This is a genomic window from Enterococcus raffinosus, assembly GCF_019175485.1.
GTDB lineage: Bacteria > Bacillota > Bacilli > Lactobacillales > Enterococcaceae > Enterococcus_A > Enterococcus_A raffinosus.
On sequence record NZ_CP072888.1, the window covers coordinates 63416 to 86336 of the forward strand.

The 22921-nt window shown below is 40.7% G+C and carries 21 protein-coding genes and 1 pseudogene; 20 read left to right on the plus strand and 2 right to left on the minus strand.

Annotation, left to right across the window (positions count from 1 at the left end; genetic code table 11):
* Positions 1–12 precede the first annotated feature (12 nt).
* The 8 genes from J9537_RS00320 (at position 13) to J9537_RS20560 (ending at position 6133) form a co-directional block, all read left to right on the plus strand.
* Positions 13–342, plus strand: a complete 330-nt coding sequence (locus J9537_RS00320; protein WP_218256302.1) for a hypothetical protein — start codon at positions 13–15, stop codon at positions 340–342.
* A gap of 9 nt (positions 343–351) precedes the next feature.
* The gene (locus J9537_RS00325) at positions 352–666 is read left to right on the plus strand and encodes a hypothetical protein (RefSeq protein ID WP_218256303.1); all 315 of its coding nucleotides are present in this window, start codon (positions 352–354) and stop codon (positions 664–666) included.
* A gap of 157 nt (positions 667–823) precedes the next feature.
* A complete protein-coding gene (locus J9537_RS00330) occupies positions 824–1153 on the plus strand; it encodes a PTS lactose/cellobiose transporter subunit IIA (RefSeq protein ID WP_010747354.1) in 330 nt (109 codons plus the stop codon).
* A complete protein-coding gene (locus tag J9537_RS00335; protein ID WP_010747353.1) occupies positions 1153–2547 on the plus strand; it encodes a glycoside hydrolase family 1 protein in 1395 nt (464 codons plus the stop codon). The genes J9537_RS00330 and J9537_RS00335 overlap by 1 nt, the downstream gene beginning before the upstream one ends.
* Before the next feature lie 43 nt (positions 2548–2590).
* A complete protein-coding gene (locus tag J9537_RS00340) occupies positions 2591–2881 on the plus strand; it encodes a PTS sugar transporter subunit IIB (protein ID WP_028020403.1) in 291 nt (96 codons plus the stop codon).
* 6 nt (positions 2882–2887) lie between these two features.
* On the plus strand, positions 2888–4192 hold the full coding sequence (locus J9537_RS00345; protein ID WP_218256304.1) for a PTS sugar transporter subunit IIC: 1305 nt from the start codon (positions 2888–2890) through the stop codon (positions 4190–4192).
* 83 nt (positions 4193–4275) lie between these two features.
* Complete coding sequence (locus J9537_RS20555) at positions 4276–5367, plus strand: BglG family transcription antiterminator (protein ID WP_280640429.1); 1092 nt, start codon at positions 4276–4278, stop codon at positions 5365–5367.
* Positions 5315–6133 (plus strand): PTS sugar transporter subunit IIA, encoded by an 819-nt coding sequence (locus J9537_RS20560; RefSeq protein WP_280640430.1) that lies wholly within the window; start codon positions 5315–5317, stop codon positions 6131–6133. The genes J9537_RS20555 and J9537_RS20560 overlap by 53 nt, the downstream gene beginning before the upstream one ends.
* Positions 6134–6190: 57 nt before the next feature.
* Here J9537_RS20560 and J9537_RS00355 read toward each other — a convergent pair whose 3' ends face one another.
* Entirely contained in the window at positions 6191–7366 is a 1176-nt protein-coding gene (locus J9537_RS00355; RefSeq protein WP_218256305.1) for a NupC/NupG family nucleoside CNT transporter, read from the minus strand.
* 470 nt (positions 7367–7836) lie between these two features.
* Here J9537_RS00355 and J9537_RS00360 point away from each other — a divergent pair, with 470 nt between their 5' ends.
* From J9537_RS00360 to J9537_RS00405, 10 genes and pseudogenes are all read left to right on the plus strand, one after another.
* On the plus strand, positions 7837–8475 hold the full coding sequence (locus J9537_RS00360; RefSeq protein WP_010747348.1) for a GntR family transcriptional regulator: 639 nt from the start codon (positions 7837–7839) through the stop codon (positions 8473–8475).
* Between the two features lie 221 nt (positions 8476–8696).
* On the plus strand, positions 8697–9896 hold the full coding sequence (locus J9537_RS00365; RefSeq protein WP_010747347.1) for a quaternary amine ABC transporter ATP-binding protein: 1200 nt from the start codon (positions 8697–8699) through the stop codon (positions 9894–9896).
* Positions 9889–11613 (plus strand): ABC transporter permease/substrate binding protein, encoded by a 1725-nt coding sequence (locus J9537_RS00370; protein ID WP_218256306.1) that lies wholly within the window; start codon positions 9889–9891, stop codon positions 11611–11613. Before J9537_RS00365 ends, J9537_RS00370 begins: the two co-directional genes overlap by 8 nt.
* Before the next feature lie 318 nt (positions 11614–11931).
* Entirely contained in the window at positions 11932–13875 is a 1944-nt protein-coding gene (locus tag J9537_RS00375) for a BglG family transcription antiterminator (protein WP_218256307.1), read from the plus strand.
* On the plus strand, positions 13876–14349 hold the full coding sequence (locus J9537_RS00380) for a PTS sugar transporter subunit IIA (protein WP_218256308.1): 474 nt from the start codon (positions 13876–13878) through the stop codon (positions 14347–14349).
* A 13-nt stretch (positions 14350–14362) separates the two neighbouring features.
* Positions 14363–14647, plus strand: coding sequence for a PTS sugar transporter subunit IIB (locus tag J9537_RS00385; RefSeq protein WP_010747343.1), 285 nt, complete (start codon positions 14363–14365; stop codon positions 14645–14647).
* A 38-nt stretch (positions 14648–14685) separates the two neighbouring features.
* Positions 14686–16059, plus strand: a complete 1374-nt coding sequence (locus J9537_RS00390; protein WP_010747342.1) for a PTS galactitol transporter subunit IIC — start codon at positions 14686–14688, stop codon at positions 16057–16059.
* A 29-nt stretch (positions 16060–16088) separates the two neighbouring features.
* Positions 16089–16595 (plus strand): hypothetical protein, encoded by a 507-nt coding sequence (locus J9537_RS00395; protein ID WP_010747341.1) that lies wholly within the window; start codon positions 16089–16091, stop codon positions 16593–16595.
* The gene (locus tag J9537_RS00400) at positions 16595–17242 is read left to right on the plus strand and encodes a class II aldolase/adducin family protein (RefSeq protein ID WP_218256309.1); all 648 of its coding nucleotides are present in this window, start codon (positions 16595–16597) and stop codon (positions 17240–17242) included. Before J9537_RS00395 ends, J9537_RS00400 begins: the two co-directional genes overlap by 1 nt.
* Before the next feature lie 181 nt (positions 17243–17423).
* Positions 17424–18968: pseudogene (locus J9537_RS00405) on the plus strand (IS1182 family transposase); the annotation flags it as partial.
* Between the two features lie 123 nt (positions 18969–19091).
* Here J9537_RS00405 and J9537_RS00410 read toward each other — a convergent pair.
* Positions 19092–20123: a zinc-binding dehydrogenase gene (locus J9537_RS00410; protein WP_218256311.1), complete on the minus strand. Its 1032-nt coding sequence runs from the start codon at positions 20121–20123 to the stop codon at positions 19092–19094.
* Positions 20124–20311: 188 nt separating this feature from the next.
* Between J9537_RS00410 and J9537_RS00415 the strand changes: the two genes are divergently transcribed.
* Positions 20312–22453 (plus strand): BglG family transcription antiterminator, encoded by a 2142-nt coding sequence (locus J9537_RS00415; RefSeq protein WP_218256312.1) that lies wholly within the window; start codon positions 20312–20314, stop codon positions 22451–22453.
* Positions 22446–22910, plus strand: a complete 465-nt coding sequence (locus tag J9537_RS00420) for a PTS sugar transporter subunit IIA (protein WP_218256313.1) — start codon at positions 22446–22448, stop codon at positions 22908–22910. Before J9537_RS00415 ends, J9537_RS00420 begins: the two co-directional genes overlap by 8 nt.
* The last annotated feature ends 11 nt before the right edge of the window (positions 22911–22921 follow it).

The window sequence follows — 22921 nt, forward strand, 5'->3', positions numbered from 1 at the left end:
GGAGTTAATACATTGTTCATTCTTGAAAAGAAAGCGGAACCAACGCAGCAAATATGGAATCACATCAAACGCCAATACCAAGGCGAAAAAGTAGCGGTTGTAGGAATAGAGAAACAATTGCCGCAAACTTTTTTACGTAATAAACAAGTTATTTTTTATGAGAGCTTAACTGGAAAAGCTTTACTGGACGAAGGAAAAAATTTTTTAGAGAAGTTCTCGAAAGACTATACAGCTTTTGTTTTCTATTTGGCTTGTTCTTCAGAAATAGCGGAGCAGCTGATTGAAGCGGGTCGGAACCTAGGTGTTCGAGTAACGGTGACAGTAGAAGAAAAGGCAGCTTAGTAATTAGACATGTGGAAAGAAGTCATTCAACAAAAGACGGTCCATAATAGGATTTTACGGAATGGCTTGCGTTTGCTGCATCAATACTCTTGGCGCCAAAGCAAGGATAAAAAAGCTTTATTAGAATTTTCAGAACAACTGCAGAACGTGATGCAATTACATTTAGAAACTCAGAATTTAGTCGTAGGGGTTCCTGGGTTTGGAAAAGAAGTCACTCTTTTGGAACTAGATGAACTGAATTTTGTGCCTCATTATAAAATAGAACAAGTTGTGGAATCTACCGAAGGGTATTTTATCAAGCTAAAATTAATTAAAACCATTTAAAAGAAGTCGCACAGATGTGCGGCTCTTTTTTTCTAAAATCGTCTCAATAGCGGTATGGCAAAACTCAGAATTTCCACTTTAATGTGGAAAATAAAAATTTTAACCAATTAAGAAAACGCTTTATAGTTGGACTATAGAAAGAAGAGGAGGGAGTTTCTTGGGAGAAGCAAAAATTGGAACGGAAATGGAATCGATGGCGATTATTTTGCATGCCGGAAATGCGAAAAGTGATTCATATGAAGCATTGCAAGCAGTAAAACAAGGCGACTTTCAGACATTCGAAGAAAAATATCAATCGGCAAAGAGCGAAATCAAGCTGGCACATAAAGCCCATGCAGAGATGCTACGCAAGCTTTCTGCGGAAGAGCGTATGGATGAAATTGATTTGCTGCTTGTTCACGCCGAAGGGCATTTAACATCGACAGCGATCGCAGTCGATATGATCGGTGAGTTTGGTGAGCTATATAAATGGAAGGAGACGATGTAATGGATAAAAATTTTTTATGGGGTGGCGCAACAGCTTCTTATCAGTGTGAAGGTGCTTGGAATGTAGACGATAAAGCAGAATCAATGTGGGATCGCTATTTACATGAGAACGATTTGGAGAACGGCGATGTCGCTAGTGATCATTACCATCATTTTGAAGAAGATATTCGGATGATGAAGGAAGGCGGACAGAATTCTTATCGTTTTTCTCTTTCTTGGCCGCGAATCATCAAAAACAAAGAAGGGGACATCAATGAAAAAGGAATCGCCTTTTATCAACGCCTGCTAGATGCTTGTCATAAGTATGATATTGAGCCTTTCGTAACGATTTATCATTGGGACTTGCCGCAATATTGGGAAGAAGAAGGTGGCTGGCTGAATGCCCAAGTCGCTTATGCTTTTGAACATTTAGCAAAGGTCTGCTTCGAGCATTTTGGTGAGAAGGTTCGGAATTGGACGACCTTTAACGAACCTAAATGGTTTATTGCCAACGGCTACTTCATCGGGAATTATCCGCCAGGCCTGCAGGATGTTCAGAAGACGATGATTGGTGCTTATAATGTAATGTTAGCGAGTGCTTTAGGTGTACGAGCGTTTAGAGCAGGAAATTATCAAGGACAGATAGGAATTGTTCACAGCTATACCCCAGTTAATGGTGTAGATGATACGATCGAAACTCGGATCGCTATGCGCTATGCCGATAATTATTGCAATAATTGGATTTTAGATACCGCAGCTTTAGGTGAATTTCCAATTGATCTAGTAGCGAAATTAGCTCAGGATTATGATATCAGCTTTATGAAAACAGAAGAGTTGAAAATCATGAAAGAAAATACCGTTGATTTTATTGGACTAAATTATTACGCTCGGACCTTGGTGAAACCCTATACTGGTGGCGAAACACAACTTGTCTTCAACCATTCAGGGAAAAAAGGTGAAAGCAAAGTAGTGATCAAAGGCTGGTTTGAACAAGTCAAAGATCCAAATAGTGAGTTTACTGCTTGGGATACGGAAATCTATCCAAAAGGGCTGCAGGATGGCTTGATCGAAGCTTGGGATCGCTATCACCTGCCGATCTATGTAACAGAAAATGGTGTGGGTGTCCGAGAAGATGTGACGGTAGAGCAGGTGAATGATGACTATCGCATTTCCTTCATGAATGACCACATCAATGCGATTATGAACGCGATGGATCGCGGCGTAGATATTCGCGGCTACTATGCTTGGGCTTCATTTGACTTATATTCATGGAAAAATGGCGTGGAGAAACGTTATGGATTAGTAGCGGTTGACTTTGAAAAGGATCAGATCAGAAAACCAAAAGCGTCTTACTATTGGTTCAAAGAAATCATTGAAAGCCAAGGACAAAAAATTCAAAGAAGAGCCTTCGACTAAAAAGGAACGATCGCTTTTCTAATAAGAAGAGGAGAGAAATAAAATGAAAAAAATCATGCTGGTATGCAATGCTGGAATGTCAACAGGGATGTTAGCGAAGAAAATCGAAGCCGCTTCTGACCACACACTAGAAGTCAGCGCCTATAGTGAATCAGAATATCAAGATTATCTGCAAGGGGTGGATCTAGTCTTGATTGGTCCGCAAATTCGTTTCTTAAAACCTCAGATCGAAGCAGCTGTGGACGTGCCAGTAGAAGCCATTTCGCCAATGAAATACGGTATTATGGATGGCAAGGGTGTTTATGAGGATATCAAAAAACTGATTGGAGGATAAGAAGTCATGGGATTTAGTACATTTAGCGATACGATGGATAAATACATCTCACCTTTGGCAAATAAACTGAGTCAGCAGCGTCATTTAAAAGCGACGCGTGATGCCTTTATGTCTATGCTGCCAATAACATTGTTTGGTTCGATTCCAATTATTTTGAATGCACCGCCTGTGACAGAAGATACGAAAAATGGTTTTTTGTTAGCTTGGGCAAGCTTCGCGGAAAAGAACAGTCTGGTTTTAAATTGGATCAGCGGGGTAACCCTGAGCGCCATGGCCTTATTCATCTGTGTAGGGGTAACTTACTTCTTGTGTCGCCATTATAAAGAAGATGTCTTACGTCCAATGATGTTTTCACTTGTCGGTTTTCTAATGCTTGTCTTAACACCGCTAAAAATGGGTTGGGATGGGAAGGAAGTTGAGATCAGCTTTTTAGATGGACGGGGAATCTTACTGTCACTTTTTGTCGCAATCGTTACGGTGGAAGGGTACCATTGGATGCGTAAAAGAAATATTGGTCGGATCAAGATGCCCGATAGCGTACCGGCCTCTCTTTCAGAGACCTTTGCTGCTTTAGTGCCGGGCTTGATTTTGATGACGTTCTTTTCAGTGATCTTTATCATTTTCCATGCGTTTGATACAACAGCCGTTCAGTTCCTTTACAATATTATGGCGCCAAGCTTCAAGGCAGCTGACAGCTTACCATTTACGATTATCAGTGTCTTCTTGATCCATTTGTTCTGGTTCTTTGGGATTCATGATGCTGCCTTAGCAGGGATTCTTGGACCGATTCGTGATGGGAATCTATCGATCAATGCTGCGGAAAAAATGGCAGGCAGTGATTTGAGCAATATTTTCACGACACCATTCTGGACCTATTTCGTTATTATCGGGGGATCTGGTTCCGTGTTGGCTTTAGCTTTCTTAATGATGCGCTCGAAATCGAAGCAGTTGAGCACTGTTGGGAAAATCGGTTTGATTCCATCTTTCTTCGGTATCTCTGAACCAATGATTTTTGGAACACCCTTAATGCTAAATCCGATTTTTTTCTTTCCTTTCATCTTTACTTCCGTCTTTAACGCGATTGTTACGTATCTGTGTATGTCATGGGGAATTGTCGGAAAAACCTTCGCTGTCTTTTCTTGGCAGATGCCGTCACCAATCGGCGCATTTCTATCCACAATGGATTGGCGGGCAGTTGTCTTAGTCTTAATTTTGATCATTCTTGATGGTGTGATGTATTATCCGTTCTTGAAAGTTTATGAGAAAAACCTTGTTCAGTTAGAAAAAGATAGCGATACAGAATCGGCATAATGTTATAATAAAGCGTAGAAGTTTAATAACTTCTATGCTTTTGTTGGGATACAAATCAGTTATTTATTATAGGAGGGATCATTGTGAATATTTCTCAAAGACAAGAAAAAATTCTAGAGAAATTATCCCTAAACCAGCAGCCTTTTACCGCTGGCCAACTGTCAAAAGAGCTGGGAGTTTCGTCGAAAACGATTCGAAATGACATTCAGCAGTTAAACCAGCTTTCTGAACAACCCATGATCCTATCGAAGGCGGGAACAGGGTTCTATATAAATCCTGAAAATAACTACCTTCAGCAGCTGACGTCTAATAAGCAGTCGACGAATTTGACCTTTGATTTACTCATGCGGTTATTAGACCAAAAAGCTTGTGACTTTTACGAACTGGCGGATGAATTCTTCATTAGTGAATCCACCCTTGATCGAATGGTCAAAGAGCTTAATAGATTGATTGCGAAAAGGGATCAGCGCTTGATAATTAAACGAAAACAAAATCGACTTTTGATTGAAGGGGATGAGGCGGCTAAACGTCGTGTGTTTACGTTGTTTTTAAATCAGGAGATTGAGACCAATAAATTAAGCTTAGACAATTATTCGGATTATTTTGAACAGCTTGATCTAGCGAAATTAACTAAGGTGGTCGTAAATGTTCATCAAAAGGAAGGCTTTTTCGTCAATGATTTCTCAACGATTTCATTTATTTTGCATATCGCAGTATTGTTGGAAAGAGTCAGCAAAAAGAGCTACTTGAATCCTTCTCAGGCATCTTTAAAAGAGACTAAGAGTCGTCAAATGACTCTGGCGATGGTTAAGGAATTAGAAAGTAATTTTGAGGTTAAGATTCCAGAGGAAGAATACGCGTATATCTATCGCTTATATTCTGGTTCGCTGGTTTCTGATGAGGACCTAGCCGATAAAAAACTAAAGCAGGCGATTGAAGGCGTCTTAACAAATATCGACTCGATTTTTTTCATTGATTTTACGCAGGATAAGAAAATCACGGATTATTTACTGACCCATGTGTCGGCATTGTATAAGCGCGCTACTCATAAACAATATTTGGTGAATCCCTTACTTGAAGAAATCAAAAGCAAGTTTCCTTTTGTTTATAATGTCAGTGTCTATGCCTCTGGGTTATCTTCAAGAGAAGCTGAGCATTCAATTTCCAGAAGATGAAGTGGCGTACCTATCCTTGCATTTTCTTTCAGCATTAGAAAATATTCGCGCCCATAAAAAGAAACGTGTGTTGCTCATCTCTCCTTATGGTGTGGGAAATCAGAGAATTGTCAGAAACCAATTGAATAAGATCCAGGAGTTCGAGATCGAACTATTCGTTGCGGAATCTATATTCGCAGTGACCAACGAGATGACAGAAGAGAAATCATTGATTTTAACGACAGAGAAGTTGAATCTAACGACAACCGTTCCGGTTTATCAGTATGATTCATTTTTGACAAATGCTGATTTAAAGAAGATTCAGAACCTATTGATCGAAGAAAATCAGTCACCTTCCGTTTTGACGACCTTTTTGAAGGAAGAGCTGTTCTTTCCCCAAGAAACGTTCACAGACAGAGATGAAGTGATCCGATTTCTTTGTCAGGAATTGTATAAAAAAGGTTATTGTGAAAAGAACTATGTGGAGAAGGTGCTGCAACGAGAAGCATTGTCCAGTACCGCCTTTGGTGATTTTTACGCGTTGCCTCATGCCATCAAACGTGAGGCAAAACAAAATGCGGTAGCCATTTGTTCACTAGAAAAACCGCTGCAATGGAAAGAAAAAAAGGTTAGATTGGTTCTCCTGCTTGCCTTGAAGGAAGAACGTGATAACTCCTTTGAACAGCTATTTGAAGAACTTGTACAGATGCTAAATGATGCATCGCGAGTAAAGAAGCTTTCAAGGCAAACAAGTTTTCAAGAATTTATGGCGATCTGCCAGAATTAAGGAAAATAAAACAACCGTCAAAATCCTGTGAGGGATCTTGGCGGTTGTTTTGAATGCTTAAAAAATTAGCCCTGTAATAATGGCGCTTAAGAAGCTGACTAGGCTGGCACTCAATAAGATTTTTAACCCGTGTTTGGCAACTAGATTGCCTTTTTCTTCGTTGAGTCCCTTCATCGCACCAGAAATGATTCCGATGGAAGAGAAGTTGGCGAAAGATACTAAGAAAACGGAAAGGATGGCTGTAGTACGCGCAGAGAACGTCCAGTCGCCCTTCGCTAATTCTGTCATCGCGACAAATTCGTTTGTAACGAGTTTAGTTGCCATCAGGCTTCCTGCATCAACGGCTTCTTTCCAAGGAATCCCAGTAATAAACGCTAAAGGCGCAAACACAAAGCCTAGAATTTCCTGGAAGGTTAGACCGGTAATCTTAGCGAAAATGAAATTAATCATTGCGATCAAGGCCACAAAGCCGATCAGCATCGCAGCAACAGTGACTGCTACATGAAAACCGTCTAATATATATTCCCCTAACATTTGAAAGAATGTCTGCTCTTTATCCTCTTCGATGACTAGCTCATCATTTTCCAGTTGATAGGGATTGATGATTGAGGCAATGATAAAACCGCCAAATAAATTTAATACAAGCGCCGTAATTACATATCGCGGCTGGATCAAGGCCATGTAAGAGCCGACGATGGACATAGAAACGGTAGACATGGCAGAGATGCTCATGGAAGTTAATCGTTGCTCAGATAAGGTAGGCAACTCTTTTTTGATAGAGATGAACACTTCTGATTGCCCTAGGATCGCAGATGCAATTCCATTGTAGGATTCTAATTTGCCCATACCATTGATTTTACTAAGGGCAAGCCCAACGCCTTTCATGAAGAGCGGCAGGATCTTCACATAACGTAGAATTCCGATGATCGCAGAAATAAAAACGATCGGCATAAGTACATTTAAGAAGAAGGGAAAGCTGCCTTTATTAGCGATTCCGCCAAAAACGAAGTCCACGCCTGAACCGGCGAAGCTCAACAGGGCATCAAAAACACCGGCTAAGCCGCCGACAATCGTGGTTCCCACCGTTGTTCGTAAGAGAATGAAGCCTAATAAAAATTGTAGTATCAGCATAACTAAAATGGGTATGTACTGAATCTTACGCCGATCACTGCTGATTAACACGCCTAAAGCTAAAACAATAATCAACCCAATAATACCTGTCACAAAATGCAAATAATCACTCCTAAGTTGTCTTTCTGATTTTTGACTTTTACCAAAACGGATACTCCTTGAGACAATTTTCAGAATAAAATGAATCGTATATGTATAAAAAGCAGTGCAAAAGAAGCGTCAGTCGGTAAAAATAATCTGAAATATCGTAGCTTTTTTTAAAAGAATTTGCGAAGGAAAACTACGCAAAATGTTCTTCTATGAATAAATTTTAAAGACGAAAGCACTAACAACTTCATTTTTATCTGTCTTGCAATGAGTAAAGCTTTTCTAAAAAAAATATGCTATGCTTAAAAAGAATTCTGCAACAAAGATATCAGTTCCGTTATTCGCAGTAGATAGAAGATATAGTAAGCCCTATACTTTCACTATTCATGAGCCACTTTAACGGAATGATATATACGGGGAAAATGAGCTTCGTTTTTCGATTTTTGAAGATTGAAGCACAGTTAGATGAACTTGGAGGGATCGGAATGGAAGGGGAAAACAAGAAGCGGATCTTGCTGCCTCGCTATCAGCAAGTAGCGGTAGAGATTGCTGAACGGATTGCTGACAATCGGTATCAAGTGGGAGAAAAAATTCATGCACGTTCCACGCTAGCCAGTAATTTTAATGTTTCTCCTGAAACTGCGCGGAAAGCAATCAATGTGCTAGTGGATCTCGGAATCATGGAGGTTCGCCATGGCAGCGGGGCCTATGTGCTTTCGCGAGAAAAAGCGAAGGTCTACTTTGAGAAATATCAGGATGTGCAGTCTGTTCAAGAAATAAAGAATGAGCTTCAGGCGAGCGTTGAGAAACAAAAACAAGAACTGGACAATGTGAGTGAGCTTTTGAATCAATTATTAGCCCAGACAAAGCGTGTTCATAATGTCGCGCCTTTTGTTCCGTACGAGTTAACTTTGACGGGAGAGGCAGAACACTTGGAGAGTACGGTTAATGACTTAAATATTTGGCACGAGACGGGGGCGACGATTATTGCTATTCAGCAAAAGAACGAGCTTTTGCTGTCGCCGGGACCTTACGCCAAAATTTGTGAAGGAGATACCTTATTCTTTGTTGGCAACGAATTCGTTATTCAACGGATGCAGCATCTGTTTTATCCAGATAAATAACTCCATCAAAAAAGAAAGCCGCGGCTTTCTTTTTTTTAAACCTTTAACCACTGAAACGATCTCATTTTAAGGGCAATTTCGATTTCTGACTTTACGAAGTAGCAGAGTGAGTTTTCGACGACATACTTGCTGATTTACTGAAAACTTTCAGCATCTTTTTTGACAAAGTGACCACATGGTGTTAAGTTAGTATGGTCACTTTTTAAAGAGGAGGATATTTTTTGAGTAAAGTTAAGGTAGAACATCTGACTAAAATTTTTGGTAAGAAACAGCAACAGGCCCTTGCGATGATTCAGGAGAATCGCGACAAGAACGAAATTGTAGAGAAAACAGGTGCAACTGTTGGTGTATATGATGCAAGTTTTGAAGTCAATGAAGGAGAAATTTTTGTTATTATGGGACTTTCCGGCAGCGGAAAATCCACAATGATTCGTTTATTAAATCGGTTGATCGATCCGACCTCTGGTGAGATCTATATCGATGGAGAAAATATCGCTCAAATGGACAAAGAAGCACTGCGGGAAGTGCGTCGCCATAAAATCAATATGGTCTTTCAAAATTTTGGGCTGTTTCCTCATCGTACGATTTTGGAAAATACAGAATACGGTCTTGAAGTCCGAGGTGTACCGAAAGCGGAACGTCAGGCAAAGGCTGAACAAGCATTAGAAAACTCAGGGCTATTGACCTTTAAGGATCAATATCCAGATCAACTATCCGGTGGGATGCAGCAGCGGGTTGGCTTGGCGCGGGCTTTAGCCAACGATCCAGAAATTCTATTGATGGATGAAGCTTTTTCCGCCTTAGACCCATTGATCCGTCGGGAGATGCAAGATGAATTATTGGATCTGCAATCGAATGTACAAAAAACAATCATCTTTATTACCCATGATTTAAATGAAGCCTTGCGAATCGGTGATCGGATCGCGTTAATGAAGGACGGTCAAATCATGCAGATCGGTACGGGAGAAGAAATTCTGACGCATCCAGCCAATCAATATGTTCGTGACTTCGTTGAAGACGTGGATCGTTCAAAAGTCTTGACTGCCCAAAATATCATGGTGCCAGCGTTGACGACGAATATTGAAGTGGATGGACCAAATGTGGCGTTGAATCGAATGCGTAAAGAAGAAGTCAGTATGCTATTAGCTGTTGATCGTAAGCGTAAGCTGAAGGGCAGCCTGACAGCAGACAAAGCGCGGGAAGCACGTAAAAATAATCTAGAGCTGAGAGATGTCATTGATAAAAATGTCCGCCGCATCCCGAAAGATATGCTGGTCACCGACATTTTCAATCTGATTTTTGATTCGCCAGCACCACTGGCTGTAGTAGAAGGCGACCGCTTAGTCGGTGTCGTCATCCGTGGTAGTGTGTTAGAGGCGTTAGCAGATACAGAGACTGAAGAGGTGATCACAAATGTTTAGTATTTTACAACAAGCCTTGCCCGTCGCAGACTGGGTGGAAGGATTTACAGAGTGGCTGACAGGAACCTTTGCTGGTTTGTTCTCAGCCTTGCAGCATGCCGGACAATTTTTGATGGATGGAATGACAGGGATATTAACGATGATCCCACCATTATTATTGATTCTCGTTTTAACGATCGCCGCCTTTTTTATTTCCAATAAAAAATGGGGGCTGACAAGCTTTACCTTGATCGGACTGCTCTTTATTTATAATCAAGGATTATGGACGGATCTTATGAGTACCGTCACACTGGTTCTTTTATCAAGTCTATTATCGATCATCATTGGGGTACCTTTAGGAATCCTGATGGCGAAAAATGAGACTGCGAAAAAAATTATTACTCCCATTCTGGACTTTATGCAGACAATGCCAGGGTTCGTGTATTTGATTCCTGCGGTTGCATTCTTCGGAATTGGGATGGTTCCTGGTGTTTTTGCCTCAGTTATTTTCGCTTTGCCGCCAACCGTACGTTTTACGAATTTAGGGATTCGTCAAATTCCAAAAGAATTGGTCGAAGCGTCTGATTCCTTCGGCGGTACCGGCAAACAAAAATTGTTTAAACTGGAATTACCATTAGCTAAAAGTACCATTTTAGCGGGGATCAACCAAACAACGATGCTTGCTTTATCAATGGTAGTTATCGCATCAATGATCGGAGCGCCGGGTCTAGGCCGTGGAGTTCTCTCAGCCTTGCAACGTGCGCAAGTCGGTAATGGTTTTGTGAATGGCTTGGCGCTAGTTATTTTGGCGATCATTATCGATCGATTCACACAAAATATCAACAAGCCAAAACAACAGGCAGCTGAAAAAATGCCGAAGACCAAAAAGAAAAAAATCGGTATTGCCGCTGGTGTTGTTGCTGCAGTTGTTTTACTGGCTTCGTTTGGTTTTGGCGGTTCATCTAATGAAAGCAAAGGAACGATCAACCTGACCTATGTAGAGTGGGATACAGAAGTGGCTTCTACTCATGTCATCGGAGAGGTTCTAAAGGAAATGGGCTACAATGTCAACATGACTCCGCTGGATAATGCGATTATGTGGGAATCTGTTGCAAAAGGTGAATCAGATGCCATGGTTGCTGCTTGGTTGCCTAATACACACAAGTCACAATTTGCTCAGTATAAGGATCAGGTTGATGATTTAGGTGTGAACCTAAAAGGAGCAAAAGTTGGTCTGGTTGTTCCTGATTATATGGATGTAAACTCTATCGAAGATTTGACTGATCAAGCGAATAAAACAATCACCGGGATCGAACCTGGTGCCGGTGTGGTCAATGCCGCTGAAAATACATTGAAGGCTTATCCGAATTTATCTGATTGGAAAGTTTCAACCTCTTCTTCTGGTGCAATGACAGTTGCTCTTGGCCAAGCGATTAAAAAGAAACAACCAATCGTTATTACTGGCTGGTCTCCTCACTGGATGTTCGCTAAATATGGGTTGAAATATTTAGAAGATCCTAAAGGGGCCATGGGAACAGAAGAGGCCATTCATACGATGGCACGTAAAGGTTTGAAGGAAGATCAACCAGAAGCGTATAAAGTCTTGGATAATTTCCATTGGAACCAAAAGGATATGGAAAGTGTCATGCTAGCGATCAATGAAGGAAAAGATCCTTCTCAAGCAGCAAAGGACTGGATTAAAGACCACCAAAAAGAAGTCGATGAGTGGAAGAAATAGAATAACTAGAAAAATTGCTGATCGTAAGAGGTCAGCAATTTTTTTGTATTTAAAAGAAGGAAGCTGCAAAAGTCCCTTTACAAACTGGCTTTTCCACTCATCAAAAAATTTCATAAATACTTTCAAAAAAGAATGATTCCTGTTAATTTGAGTTTTCATGATTAATGTTGAAAAAAGGAGACCTTTTAAGTAAGTTGAAAATTTACTATGATGAATATAGGAGATAGCGAGGTTGGCTGCTCAACGTTGTTTATTTTTCTTTAACGAAGAGGGCTGACAGCCGAATACTTCGAATGCTTAAGACGAGGAGGTGTGAAAATGGAAAAAACGATGCGGCGTCGCAATCAACTGTTATCCTTACTTCTTTCTGAAAGCGATTACAAAACAACGGATTATTTTAGTGAGAAGCTGGAAGTGTCAACGAGAACGATTTTGAACGATGTAAATTTTTTGAACAAGGAATTGGCGGGAAAAGCGATAGAGATTGTTAAGGTGCCAAGACATGGTATCAAATTAATCGGAACAGAAGGAGAAATCAACAGAATTACAGATCTTACGGTGGAAAGTGACAGAGATATTTATGACGTATTAGGCAGAAGAGAAGGTATTTTTCGTCAATTATTTATGACGCCCGAAGGACAGTTACTAGAGACGCTAGAAGCGGATTTTTTTATCTCTGATTCAACGTTGAAAAAAGATCTAGATTATCTACAGCGCTATCTGCGGCATTTTGATGTCAAAATCTGTCAGAGCAGACGGAAGGTTTCCTTGCGTGGGGCGGAGGCGGACATCCAACAGGCGTATCAAAATTTTTTGATGACAAAGTTTCCCGATGCTCTACTAGTAAACAATGAAGAGCTGCTCATCCAATTAGAGAACTATTTCCCTGTCGCCCTGATCCAATTAGTCAAAGATACGTTAGAGAAGTTTTCCGATATGTTTTATAGCAATATTTCCAATAAATATTTTTCAGCAATTTTTCTTACTTTTTTATGTTTACTTACGCGAGCGGAAAACGGCTGTCATATGACGATCGAAGAGAAAAAGAAAAGCGACTTAGAGGATTTGGCTTTATATACGCAAACCTATGAGATTTGTGCCTTCATTTCTACGAATAGTTCGATCGAGCTTTGGTATCCCGATATTTATCATCTATCTGAAACCTTATATGCCATGAACGTAAAACCCTTCTACAAATCAACCAAGACGTACAATGACAGCTATCAAGAGGCGGTGGAAGAATTAATCGCCGATTTAGGAAACCTGTTAAATATCGATTTTTCTGGCGATCAGGAATTACATGATTCACTTATGAGCCATATTGTTCCGATGATTTATCGGCTGCGTCGCAATATTTTGATCAAAAATCCTTTTATGGAGGACATTAAAAATCGCTACTTATTATTGTATTCCATGATGTGCTACGCCATCAGCAGTATCGGTCAGCGATTTTCGATCGAAGTGACCGGCGATGAGATTTCTTTTCTAGTGATTTACTTCCAAGTCGCTTTGGAGCGCAAGTATGGGGTAAGTTTTCGTAATATCTATGTCGTTCTTTCACGAGGGTTGATCACAAGTGATTTGATCTATACGAAAATTCGGCGAATCATTCCCCATACCGATAAAGTGATTCAATTGACGACCAAGGAATTTGAACAAGTGACGTTGAATTCAAGAGATGTCGTGGTCACGACCGATCCTAGTGTGAAGGCCAGAAATGTGGTTTATATTTCACCCATGATCAAAGATGAGGAAATCAGCCGAATCGTTCATACCTATTACAAACGGTATCACGCGACAGCAAAAGAAAAAACACAGGTAAATCAGCAATGGATCAATCCAGAGCTTGTTTTTCTTCAACAACATGTTGAGAACAAAGAGGCGTGTTTGAATTTTATGATTGAAAGGTATCAAGCGTTAGGGATCGCGAAGGAGAACTTTGGCGAATCTGTTTGGACCCGGGAAAAGTTAGGAGATACTAGTTTTTCTGTCAGTGTGGCGATTCCCCATGCGGACCCGAGTGAGGTGAATCAGACTTCTATTGGGATCATGACTTTAGATAAGAAGATCAATTGGGGCATCAATAATGTGAATGTCATTTTATTTTTCGCTATTTCAGATACAGATATCAATGCGGCAAAGAGTAAAATCACAGGTTTACTTGAGTTTATCGAAAAGGAGGAGAATGTGGAAAAACTGATTCAAGTAACAGATAAGCAAGCACTTTTGGATTTAGTGATGGGGGAAGGGAGTGCAATTTAAGTGGCTGACTTTTGGGATGAAATGTACTTAGATGAACAGTTGGTTGATTTAGCAATGGATGAACCCGATAACTTTTCAGCGTTGGCGACGTTGGCCAGTCGACTGGAGGCCAATCAGTGTGTGAATGGTGAATTCAGCTCAGCGGTTCAGGAGCGAGAGAAGGAGTTTGCGACTGGTTTGCCTTTAGAGCATATCGGCGTGGCGATTCCTCATACCGATTCTGAATATGTTTTCAAGCAATCAATGGCAATCGGCATTTTAAAGAATCCGGTAATGTTTGAAATGATGGGGTCACCGGAGGTTCTCGTTCCAGTAAAAATCATGTTTATGCTAGCGATCAAGGAACCGAAAAAGCAACTGGAATTTTTACAGGCGTTGATCGATATGTTTCAAACAGATGAAAAGGTCTTAGCAATTATTCAAGCGAATACGGCAGAAGAAGTCGTAAAAAGCATCAAACAGAATTTAAAATAAGGACGTGGAAAAGATGAAAAATATTTTATTAGCATGTGGTTCTGGCATTGCGACATCAACAGCAGTAAATGGAAAAATATCAAAAATTTTAGATGAAAATGGGTACAAAGGAAAGTATAAAATTACCCAATGCAAAATTTCGGAAGCACCGAATAAAGCTTCTAACTATGATTTTTTGATTTCGACAACGGTTATTCCGAAAGGTTTGGCTTGCGAATCTGTTTCCGGAGTATGCTTTTTGACTGGCGTTAATACAAAACCAACGATCGATAAAATTATGGAGTTAATGGAAAAGTAGCCTGTATAAAACAATACGAGTAAGGAGAGGGATTAATCATGGATGCGATTATTGGAGTGTTTCAATTTATTCAAGGATTGGGTGTATCCGTTGTAATGCCAATTGTCATTTTTATTATTGGTTGTGCCTTCAGAACAGGTGTTGGGAAGAGTCTTCGAGCAGGGTTAACGGTAGGGGTCGGCTTTATTGGGTTGAATTTGGTCATTAATTCGCTATTAGGAACCAGTCTTTCGCCAGCCGTACAGGCGATGATCGATCGTTTTGGTTTGAGCCTATCAACGATCGACGTGGGATGGCCAGCGGCAGCGGCGATCGCCATGGGTTCAACAGTTGGATTGATTATTATTCCGTTAGGCTTAGTAGTCAATATTGTGATGCTCCTTACCAATACGACACAAACGGTTGATGTGGATATTTGGGATTATTGGCACTTTGCGTTTACTGGAGCTTTAGTAGCAATTATTACCGATACATTATGGCTAGGGATTGTGGCGGCTGTCGTGAATATGGTGATCATCATGGTATTAGGCGATGTTACCGCACCAGAAGTGGAGAAATCACTGGATCTGCCGGGCGTTTCACTGCCCCATGGCTTCACGACGGCCTATGCGCCAATTGCGATGGTCATCAATAAATTGATCGATATGATTCCTGGCGTGAGAGATATCAATATTAATATGGATACGGTTCAACGTCGTTTCGGTGTTTTCGGTGAACCGATTCTAGTTGGAACGGTGATGGGGATCGTTATCGGTATAATTGCCGGCTACGATGTGACAAATGTTTTAACCTTAGGGGTTTCTTTAGGAGCTGTTTTAGTGTTGATTCCGAAAATGGCGGCTTTATTGATGGAAGGCTTGATTCCGATCAGCGATGCTGCCAGTGAATTCATTCAAGAAAGATTTCAAAATCGTGGGAAAATTTATATTGGGTTAGATTCAGCGATTGGGGTTGGACACCCAGTGACATTGGCAATTTCATTTATCTTAGTGCCAACATTGATTTTCTTAGCGGTTGTCCTACCAGGAAATACCGTTTTACCATTCGCTGACTTGGCCGTTATCCCATGGATGTTTGTATTGATTACACCGATTGTAAAAGAAAACGGCTTTAGAGGGCTGATTGTTGGGTTGGTCGTATTAGTATTCGGGCTATGGATCGCTACGGATCTGGCACCAATGATTACGACGGCAGCAAAAAATGTGAATTTCCAAATGCCGGAAGGGGCCTCTCAGATTTCATCTATTTGTGATGGAGCGAATCCATTGACTTGGGTACTTGTTCGCTTAAATGGTCTCGGATATATCGGTACTGGAATTGGCGCTGCGGTGGCTTTGGTGATGGCGATTTGGAACCGCAATCGAATCAAAAAAGAAGCATCACAACTGCATGATGGCGGAGAAGCAGCGTAATTCTGCAGTAAGAAAAGGGGGAAGGACACATGAAACGGTTTGAATACGATAAAACATTGTATTTCTTAGATGTCCCTGTTACCGGAGTCGTCTCATTGATTGTTTTCCTCATTGCGATCGGTGCCATGATCACGAATCGTTTGCCGGCGTTGATGGGTATGGTAGGAATTGTCGCCTTTTACAGTTTTTGGAACGCGCTGGTGGCAAGAGTGACCCCGAAAGAAGTAGCGATCGCAGGAGACACGTTGACTCTACGTTCCTTCAAACGAGTGGATGATTATAACTTGCCGCAGCTGGATAGCTTCAAGATTCGTGAGTTTCCAACTGCTGGAAAGATGTATTTACGTATGAACGGCGGTGGACTGTTAAAAGGGCGCTATTGGTTGAATACAAGAAATTATAATGACGGGCAGGAGCTGTTTCGGTTGTTGCTGGATATGGAATATGAAAAGCATCCAGAATCATTGAAGGCTCGTGCTAGAAGAGTCAACACGGAGTATAACGCTCAAGTCAAAAAGAAAAAAGAGGCGAGCTGATGTTTGAGAAAGAAAAAGCAGAGATTATCACAGCCGGGAAAATGCTAGACCGCTATGGCTTGATTTCACTTTCAGGTGGAAATGTGAGTATGCGAATCGATTCGAAAACCCTGTTGGTTACACCTAGTGGAATGATGTATGAAGAGATGGTCCCAGAGGATGTTCTCGTGATGACGATCGAAGGAGAAATTATCGAAGGAATCCGCCGTCCAAGTGTTGATACGATTGCGATACGTTATATCCTGCAGCAGATGCCTGCAGTGAATGCGGTCATTCATACCCATCAGCCATATGCGACCGGAATCGGTTTAGTCGTGGATCGGATCGATTGTGATGTGACGACATTAGCCAATACCGCTAAGGGTCCAGTCAATGTCGCTCCGTATAGTTCGGCGGCGAGTATTGATATGGGCTATGCGGTAGTCGATCATATCGGAGATCAGCTGGCAGTCGTACTGAAAAATCACGGCGTTGTCACGATCGGCAAAAATTTAAAAGAGGCGTTGTATGCTGCCGTCTATTTAGAAGAAGCAGCGAAAACACTATACGTCGCTCATTCTTATGGTGGGAAAATCGCAAAGCTGTCTGCTGAACAGATTCAAACGGCTGTAGAGGTGTTCAAAGATTATGGTCAGGTGAAAAATTGAATCAGTGAGCACTGAGAAAGTGTAAGGGAACGCCCTTTATAGAGGAGGCTGTGACATAAGTCTCAAAAAAAAGCACTAGAAACGACGTAAAAACGTCCTTTTCTAGTGCTTTTTGGGTAAAATAAAAGAGTACGGTAGCACCCGTACTCTAAATCATTCAATCCCCGAAAGGATCAAAATCATGCATACAAATTATAACATGAATCAACTCACTTTAGATATCACAACTTCTTATATTCCAAAAAAAGACAGCACTGCTTGGTTTATTAATGAACTCGTTGAATCTCTTGAAATCACGGATTCCTATCTTTTTGGTCGTCCCCGGAACTATGATTTGAGTGCGATGTTAAAACTGGTTCTTTTTGCCTATACCCGTAGTGTGTTTAGCAGTCGGAAAATTGAACAGTTGGCAGAAGAAAGCCTACCGGCTCGTTGGTTGACCCAAGAACAGATGCCTACCTATCGAACCATTGCCCGCTTTCGTGTTTCCAATGAGTTAGAAACATTGATCGAAAAAGGGTTGGATTCGTTGGTCCATTATTTAAGAGAGCGACAATTGATTAATGATTCGATTTTTATCGATGGAACGAAGCTCCTCGCAGATGCCAATAAATACAGTTTTGTTTGGAAAAAGACCACGCTCAACTATGACAAAATGAATCGTGAGCAGATCGTCTCTTTGATGTCTGAACTGAAAGAGGCACATTTAGCGAGTCACGTTCCTGAAGGAACCTCACTCACATTAGATATGATAGATGAAGTACTGACGAGGTTGGAAATACGGCTAGAAGAATTGGAACAAGAAGTACTTGAAACCAGAAAGGTTTCACCAAATCCAGCCAAACAGCAGCGCCGTTTATTAAAAGCACAAACACGAAAACTAAATGAACGGCGTGAAAAAATGGTCGATCATCAACAGCGCTTAGTTATTTGTGGTGCCCGCAATAGCTATTCAAAAACAGATAACGATGCCACATTTATGCGTGTCAAAGAAGATCCTATGCGCAATGGGCAATTAAAACCTGCGTTCAATCTTCAAATAGCCACCAGTAATCAGTTCATTTTGGGTTATGATGTCTATCAAAATCCAACGGATACCAAAACCTTTCCCACGTTTATAAAAAAATTGAACGTGGCGAATCGCCTCCCAATGCATATTGTCGCGGATGCAGGGTATGGTTCAGAACAAAATTATCGGTACCTTGAAGATGAACTACCGAACCACACTGCATTGATCCCTTACTCAACGATGTTGAAAGAACAGAGTAAGAAGTGGCAATCGGACGAACGAAAAGTGATGAATTGGACGTACAACGAACAAGAGGATTATTATCTTGATCCAAAAGGTGTTCGTTTTAATTTCAATGCGTACAGAACAGAGACGGATAAAGTCGATGGGTTTGTCCGAGATTTTAAAGAATACAAAGCAGAGAAATACACAGAAAACAAAGAAGTGATTCAAGAAGCGTTGACCCAAGGGGGAAATACACGCATCATTAAGGTCAATCCTTCGTTAGAATATTTTAAAGCCAAACAACGCACCTTGCTTTCAGAACCTGAAAATGGAAAAATCTACGCACAAAGAAAAATTGACGTAGAACCTGTTTTTGGATGGATGAAGGCTTGTTTGCATTTCACTCGGTACCATGTTCGAGGCATGGAAAAGGTGAAAAAGGAAACGGGCATCCTTATCATGGCATTGAATATGAGAAAGTTAGCGGCAATGAAACGGCTGGGCACCTTGGGTACATAGAAATTGGCGTCCATAAATCATTTACTGATTTATGGACGCCAATTTTTTCCTATTAAAGACTATGACTTATGTCACGGCCTCTTTTCGTTCGTGGAATTATTCGGGCTTTAGCAGAATTTTCAACTCTTTGCCATTCATGGCTAGTTTAAAGGCTTCCTCCCATTGGTCTAAAGGAAGGGTTCTGGTAATCATAGGTGATAAATCAATTTTAGCAGTTGCTAACCACTCCAATGCTTTTCTCCAAGAGCTAGGTTTTTGAGTACGTGAGCCAATGAGCTGAATTTCTTTATTAAGCAGCAGACTCATATCCAGCGGGACAGGATTCTTTGCGAAAAGTCCTTCTTGAATAACCGTTCCTTTCTTTTTGACAATTTCTAAGGACTGCTGAAGTGCCTGAAAACTGCCGGAGCATTCGAAAACTTGATCAAAGCCCAAGCTGTCTGTTTCTTGTTCGACTAAGTTTTCTAAGGAGGTCTTTTGACTATCAAATGTTTTTGTGATCCCCAGCTCACGTGCCTTTGCTAAACGTAGGGCATCTTTGGTAATTCCAATGAGGGTCACGTTCGCGTTCAGTGATTGAAGGACCAGGGCGAGTAAGACACCAATCGGCCCAGGTCCAAAGACAGCAATTTTCTCATTAGGCTGAACGATTGTTTTCTCCATTACGGCATGGATGCAGCAGGCCAGTGGCTCCATTAAAGCGGCTACTTCACTTGGCAGCTCTGCTGGCAAGTGATGGCAGCGATCAGCCTTAGCTAAAACATACGTTGCGAAGCTGCCATCCACCTGTGTTCCTAGTCCTTTTCGGTGACTACATAAATTATATTCTTCCTTTAAACAGTAAGGGCATTTTTCACAAACTTCGTAGGTTGTCTCACTGACGACTCGATCACCAATGTCCAGCTGTGTTACTTTATCCCCTTTTTCAGAGACTATACCAATGAATTCATGGCCGAGAGTTAATGGTATTTTTTTGTTATATTCACCCTTCAACGCATGGATATCCGATCCACAAATACCACTAAATAATACTTTTATTAATACTTCATCTTTTTTAACAGAAGGTTTGTCAATATCGCATAATTCAACATTTCCGACACCACTAGCTAATTTCCTTAATGATTTCAATTTGATCCGCTCCTTGAGAATTTATTTATTAAAAATTGTTATAAAAAGACGGCTTCTATCTAGTATGCCAAGCGTAGCACAGAAGTTCTTTAGGTATCTATCACAATTCTTTTGAGAAGTTCACCAAAAGGATTGGTCTTGTGAAATAATAGGAGGCAGATACAATTAAACGTGTAGAGGTGATAGTGATGAACAGGAGAATCAATAAAATTTTATTGGATGTTTTGCATGAGAAGGAAGAATCCTTGGTTAATTACGCCAAGCTCTTTAAGGTTTCTGAACAGACCATTCGCAATGACATCAAGGAAATCAATTTCCAATTGGAAAGCAATGAAAAAAACGAAGCACTGTATTTTGAAGACGGCTATTTAAAAATACCGAAGGAGGTTGACTTAAAGGAACTATTTCAAACGTATGCGTCTTTTCAGCACTATCATTTAACCCTCGATGAAAGACGGACTATTTTAGCGCTGCTTCTGATCACAAGTCATGATTATGTGACGACCTACTATCTCTCTGAATACCTCTTAGTCAGTCGCAATACGTTAGTCAGCGATATTGAAGCGTTAAAGAAATGGTTCAAAAAAAATGATTTATCCTTGCTTTCTCATATTGGGAAAGGCTACAAGGTGGCGGGAAATGAAGTTCATATTCGTTCGGCGATGACGAAACTCGTCATTTTTAACGGGTTATTCGATTACAGTTATGATTATGCACTTGGTTGGGAAAACAACATTTTTCAGAATTTATTGTTAGAGATCATTGATCCTGATACACGCTATCAGGAAGTCAGCCAGCTGCTGATGGAGGCTGAAAAGGAAGAACAACTGCAACTATCTGATTTTTCATATCATGAAATGGTTTGCTACTTGATTATTATGATTGAACGGATCAAGCATGATCAGCGGATTGATGTGACTGAAAATTTGGCTGAGCTGCAGGAAAGCTCTAAGGCTCATTTTGCTCAGACGATCATTGAAAAAATTGAACAATCCTATGATATTCGAGCAGAAGGCGGCGAGCTGGGGTATTTGATCTCGATTTTACGCAGGAAGAGCTATATCAAGAATAATGGACGCAAAATTGATTCGATCGAGACTCAAATTTTGATTAATGAATTTATTTTCAATCTGGCAAAGGAAATGGATATTAAATACTACTTGAACAGCGATCTATTTGATCTATTAGAGAATCACTTGAAGCTCTTAATCTATCGTCTTTCTTTGAATGACAGTGTGGTAAATGTTTTGCTGGATGAAATTTATCAATCCTATCCGGATATGTTTGAGATTGTAAAACGGAATTTGAACAAGGTTGAGAACTACTTAGATGTGGAGATTCAGCCGAATGAGTTGTCCTTTATTGTCATGTATGTGATGGCGATTTTAGAAAACAGCAGCAATACACAATCAAAAGGACAAATACGCTTGCGAATTGTTTGCAACTCTGGCAGCGGGACCGCTCAATTGATCAAGGTAAAGCTGAAATCAGCCTTTCCTCAAATTGAAGTCGTCTCAGTTGATTCCTCTCATGCGTTGCAAAAGGTTCAGCCGGAGGATCAAGACTTAATCGTCAGCACGGTTCCTTTGAAATTTGACCAGTCGCCAGTTGTGCTTGTAAACCCGATTCTTACAGAACAGGACATTGTCCGTATTCAAAAGGTGTTATATAAGATCAAACCGCGGCATTTTATTGATCAAAATTATTTAATTACTAAAGAAGAGGCGATGATTGAAGATTTTCTACCGATAATTCAGAAATACATGGATGACGGTGAGTATCAAAACTTCTTAAGCGATATTGAATCCTTCAATCGTCTAAACGAACGACTAGCCGAGGAAACACAGGAAATCAACCGATTGACTGCGATCCTGACGGTTGAGCGGATCAAACTGGATCAAAGCTGTGATAGCTGGCAATCAGCAGTGGAGGCGGCAGGGCAGCTCTTGCTGGCAGATGAACTAATCACATCGGAATACATACAGGCGATGATTCAAATGGTCGTTGATTATGATTCCTACATTGTAATCTCACCAGGAGTGGCCATTCCCCATGCGGAATTCTCACATGGAGCCAAAAAAATTGGCGCAAGCTTTGTCCGTTTAGCAGAGCCGGTTTCCTTTAACCATCAGAAAAACGATCCAGTGAAGTATGTTATTGCCTTTTCTTTACCTGAAGGGGTTTCAATCGGCACCTGTTTGTATTATTTTACAGAAATTTTAGCAACCGAAAATTTTTTAGCGTTGATGGATCAATGTCAATCGGAAGAAGCGGTCATGAATCAGTTAAGAAAATTAGAAGATAAAGTGATGGGATATCCTTATGAATAAACTATTGAGAAAAGAAGATCAGAAATTTTTGTATTATTCCTTCGATGAAGAGGACCAAGAGGCACTATTAAGAGAAATGAGCGGAGTGCTGATCGATGCCGGCTTTGTCCATGAGAGCTACTCAGAGGCGGTAATTGAACGAGAACAGGTTTTTCCTACAGGACTACCCACGCAGGGAATCAATGTGGCGATCCCTCATACAGATTCTGACCATGTAAAAAAGGAAGGGTTCTTGGTAGGCGTGTTGGAAAAGCCCGTAACCTTTGAAATGATGGCCAGCAAAGATGTTTTTTTAGAAGTAGAACTTGTTTTTATGCTGGCGATCAAACAGCCAGAAAATCAATTGGAAATGCTGCAAAAATTAATGCTGCTATGTCAGGATGAGAAAAACTTACAGTTGCTTAAGTCAAAAGAGAAGGTTGTTGAGGTGGAGCAGTTATTGAAGACGATTCAATAATGGAAACAAGG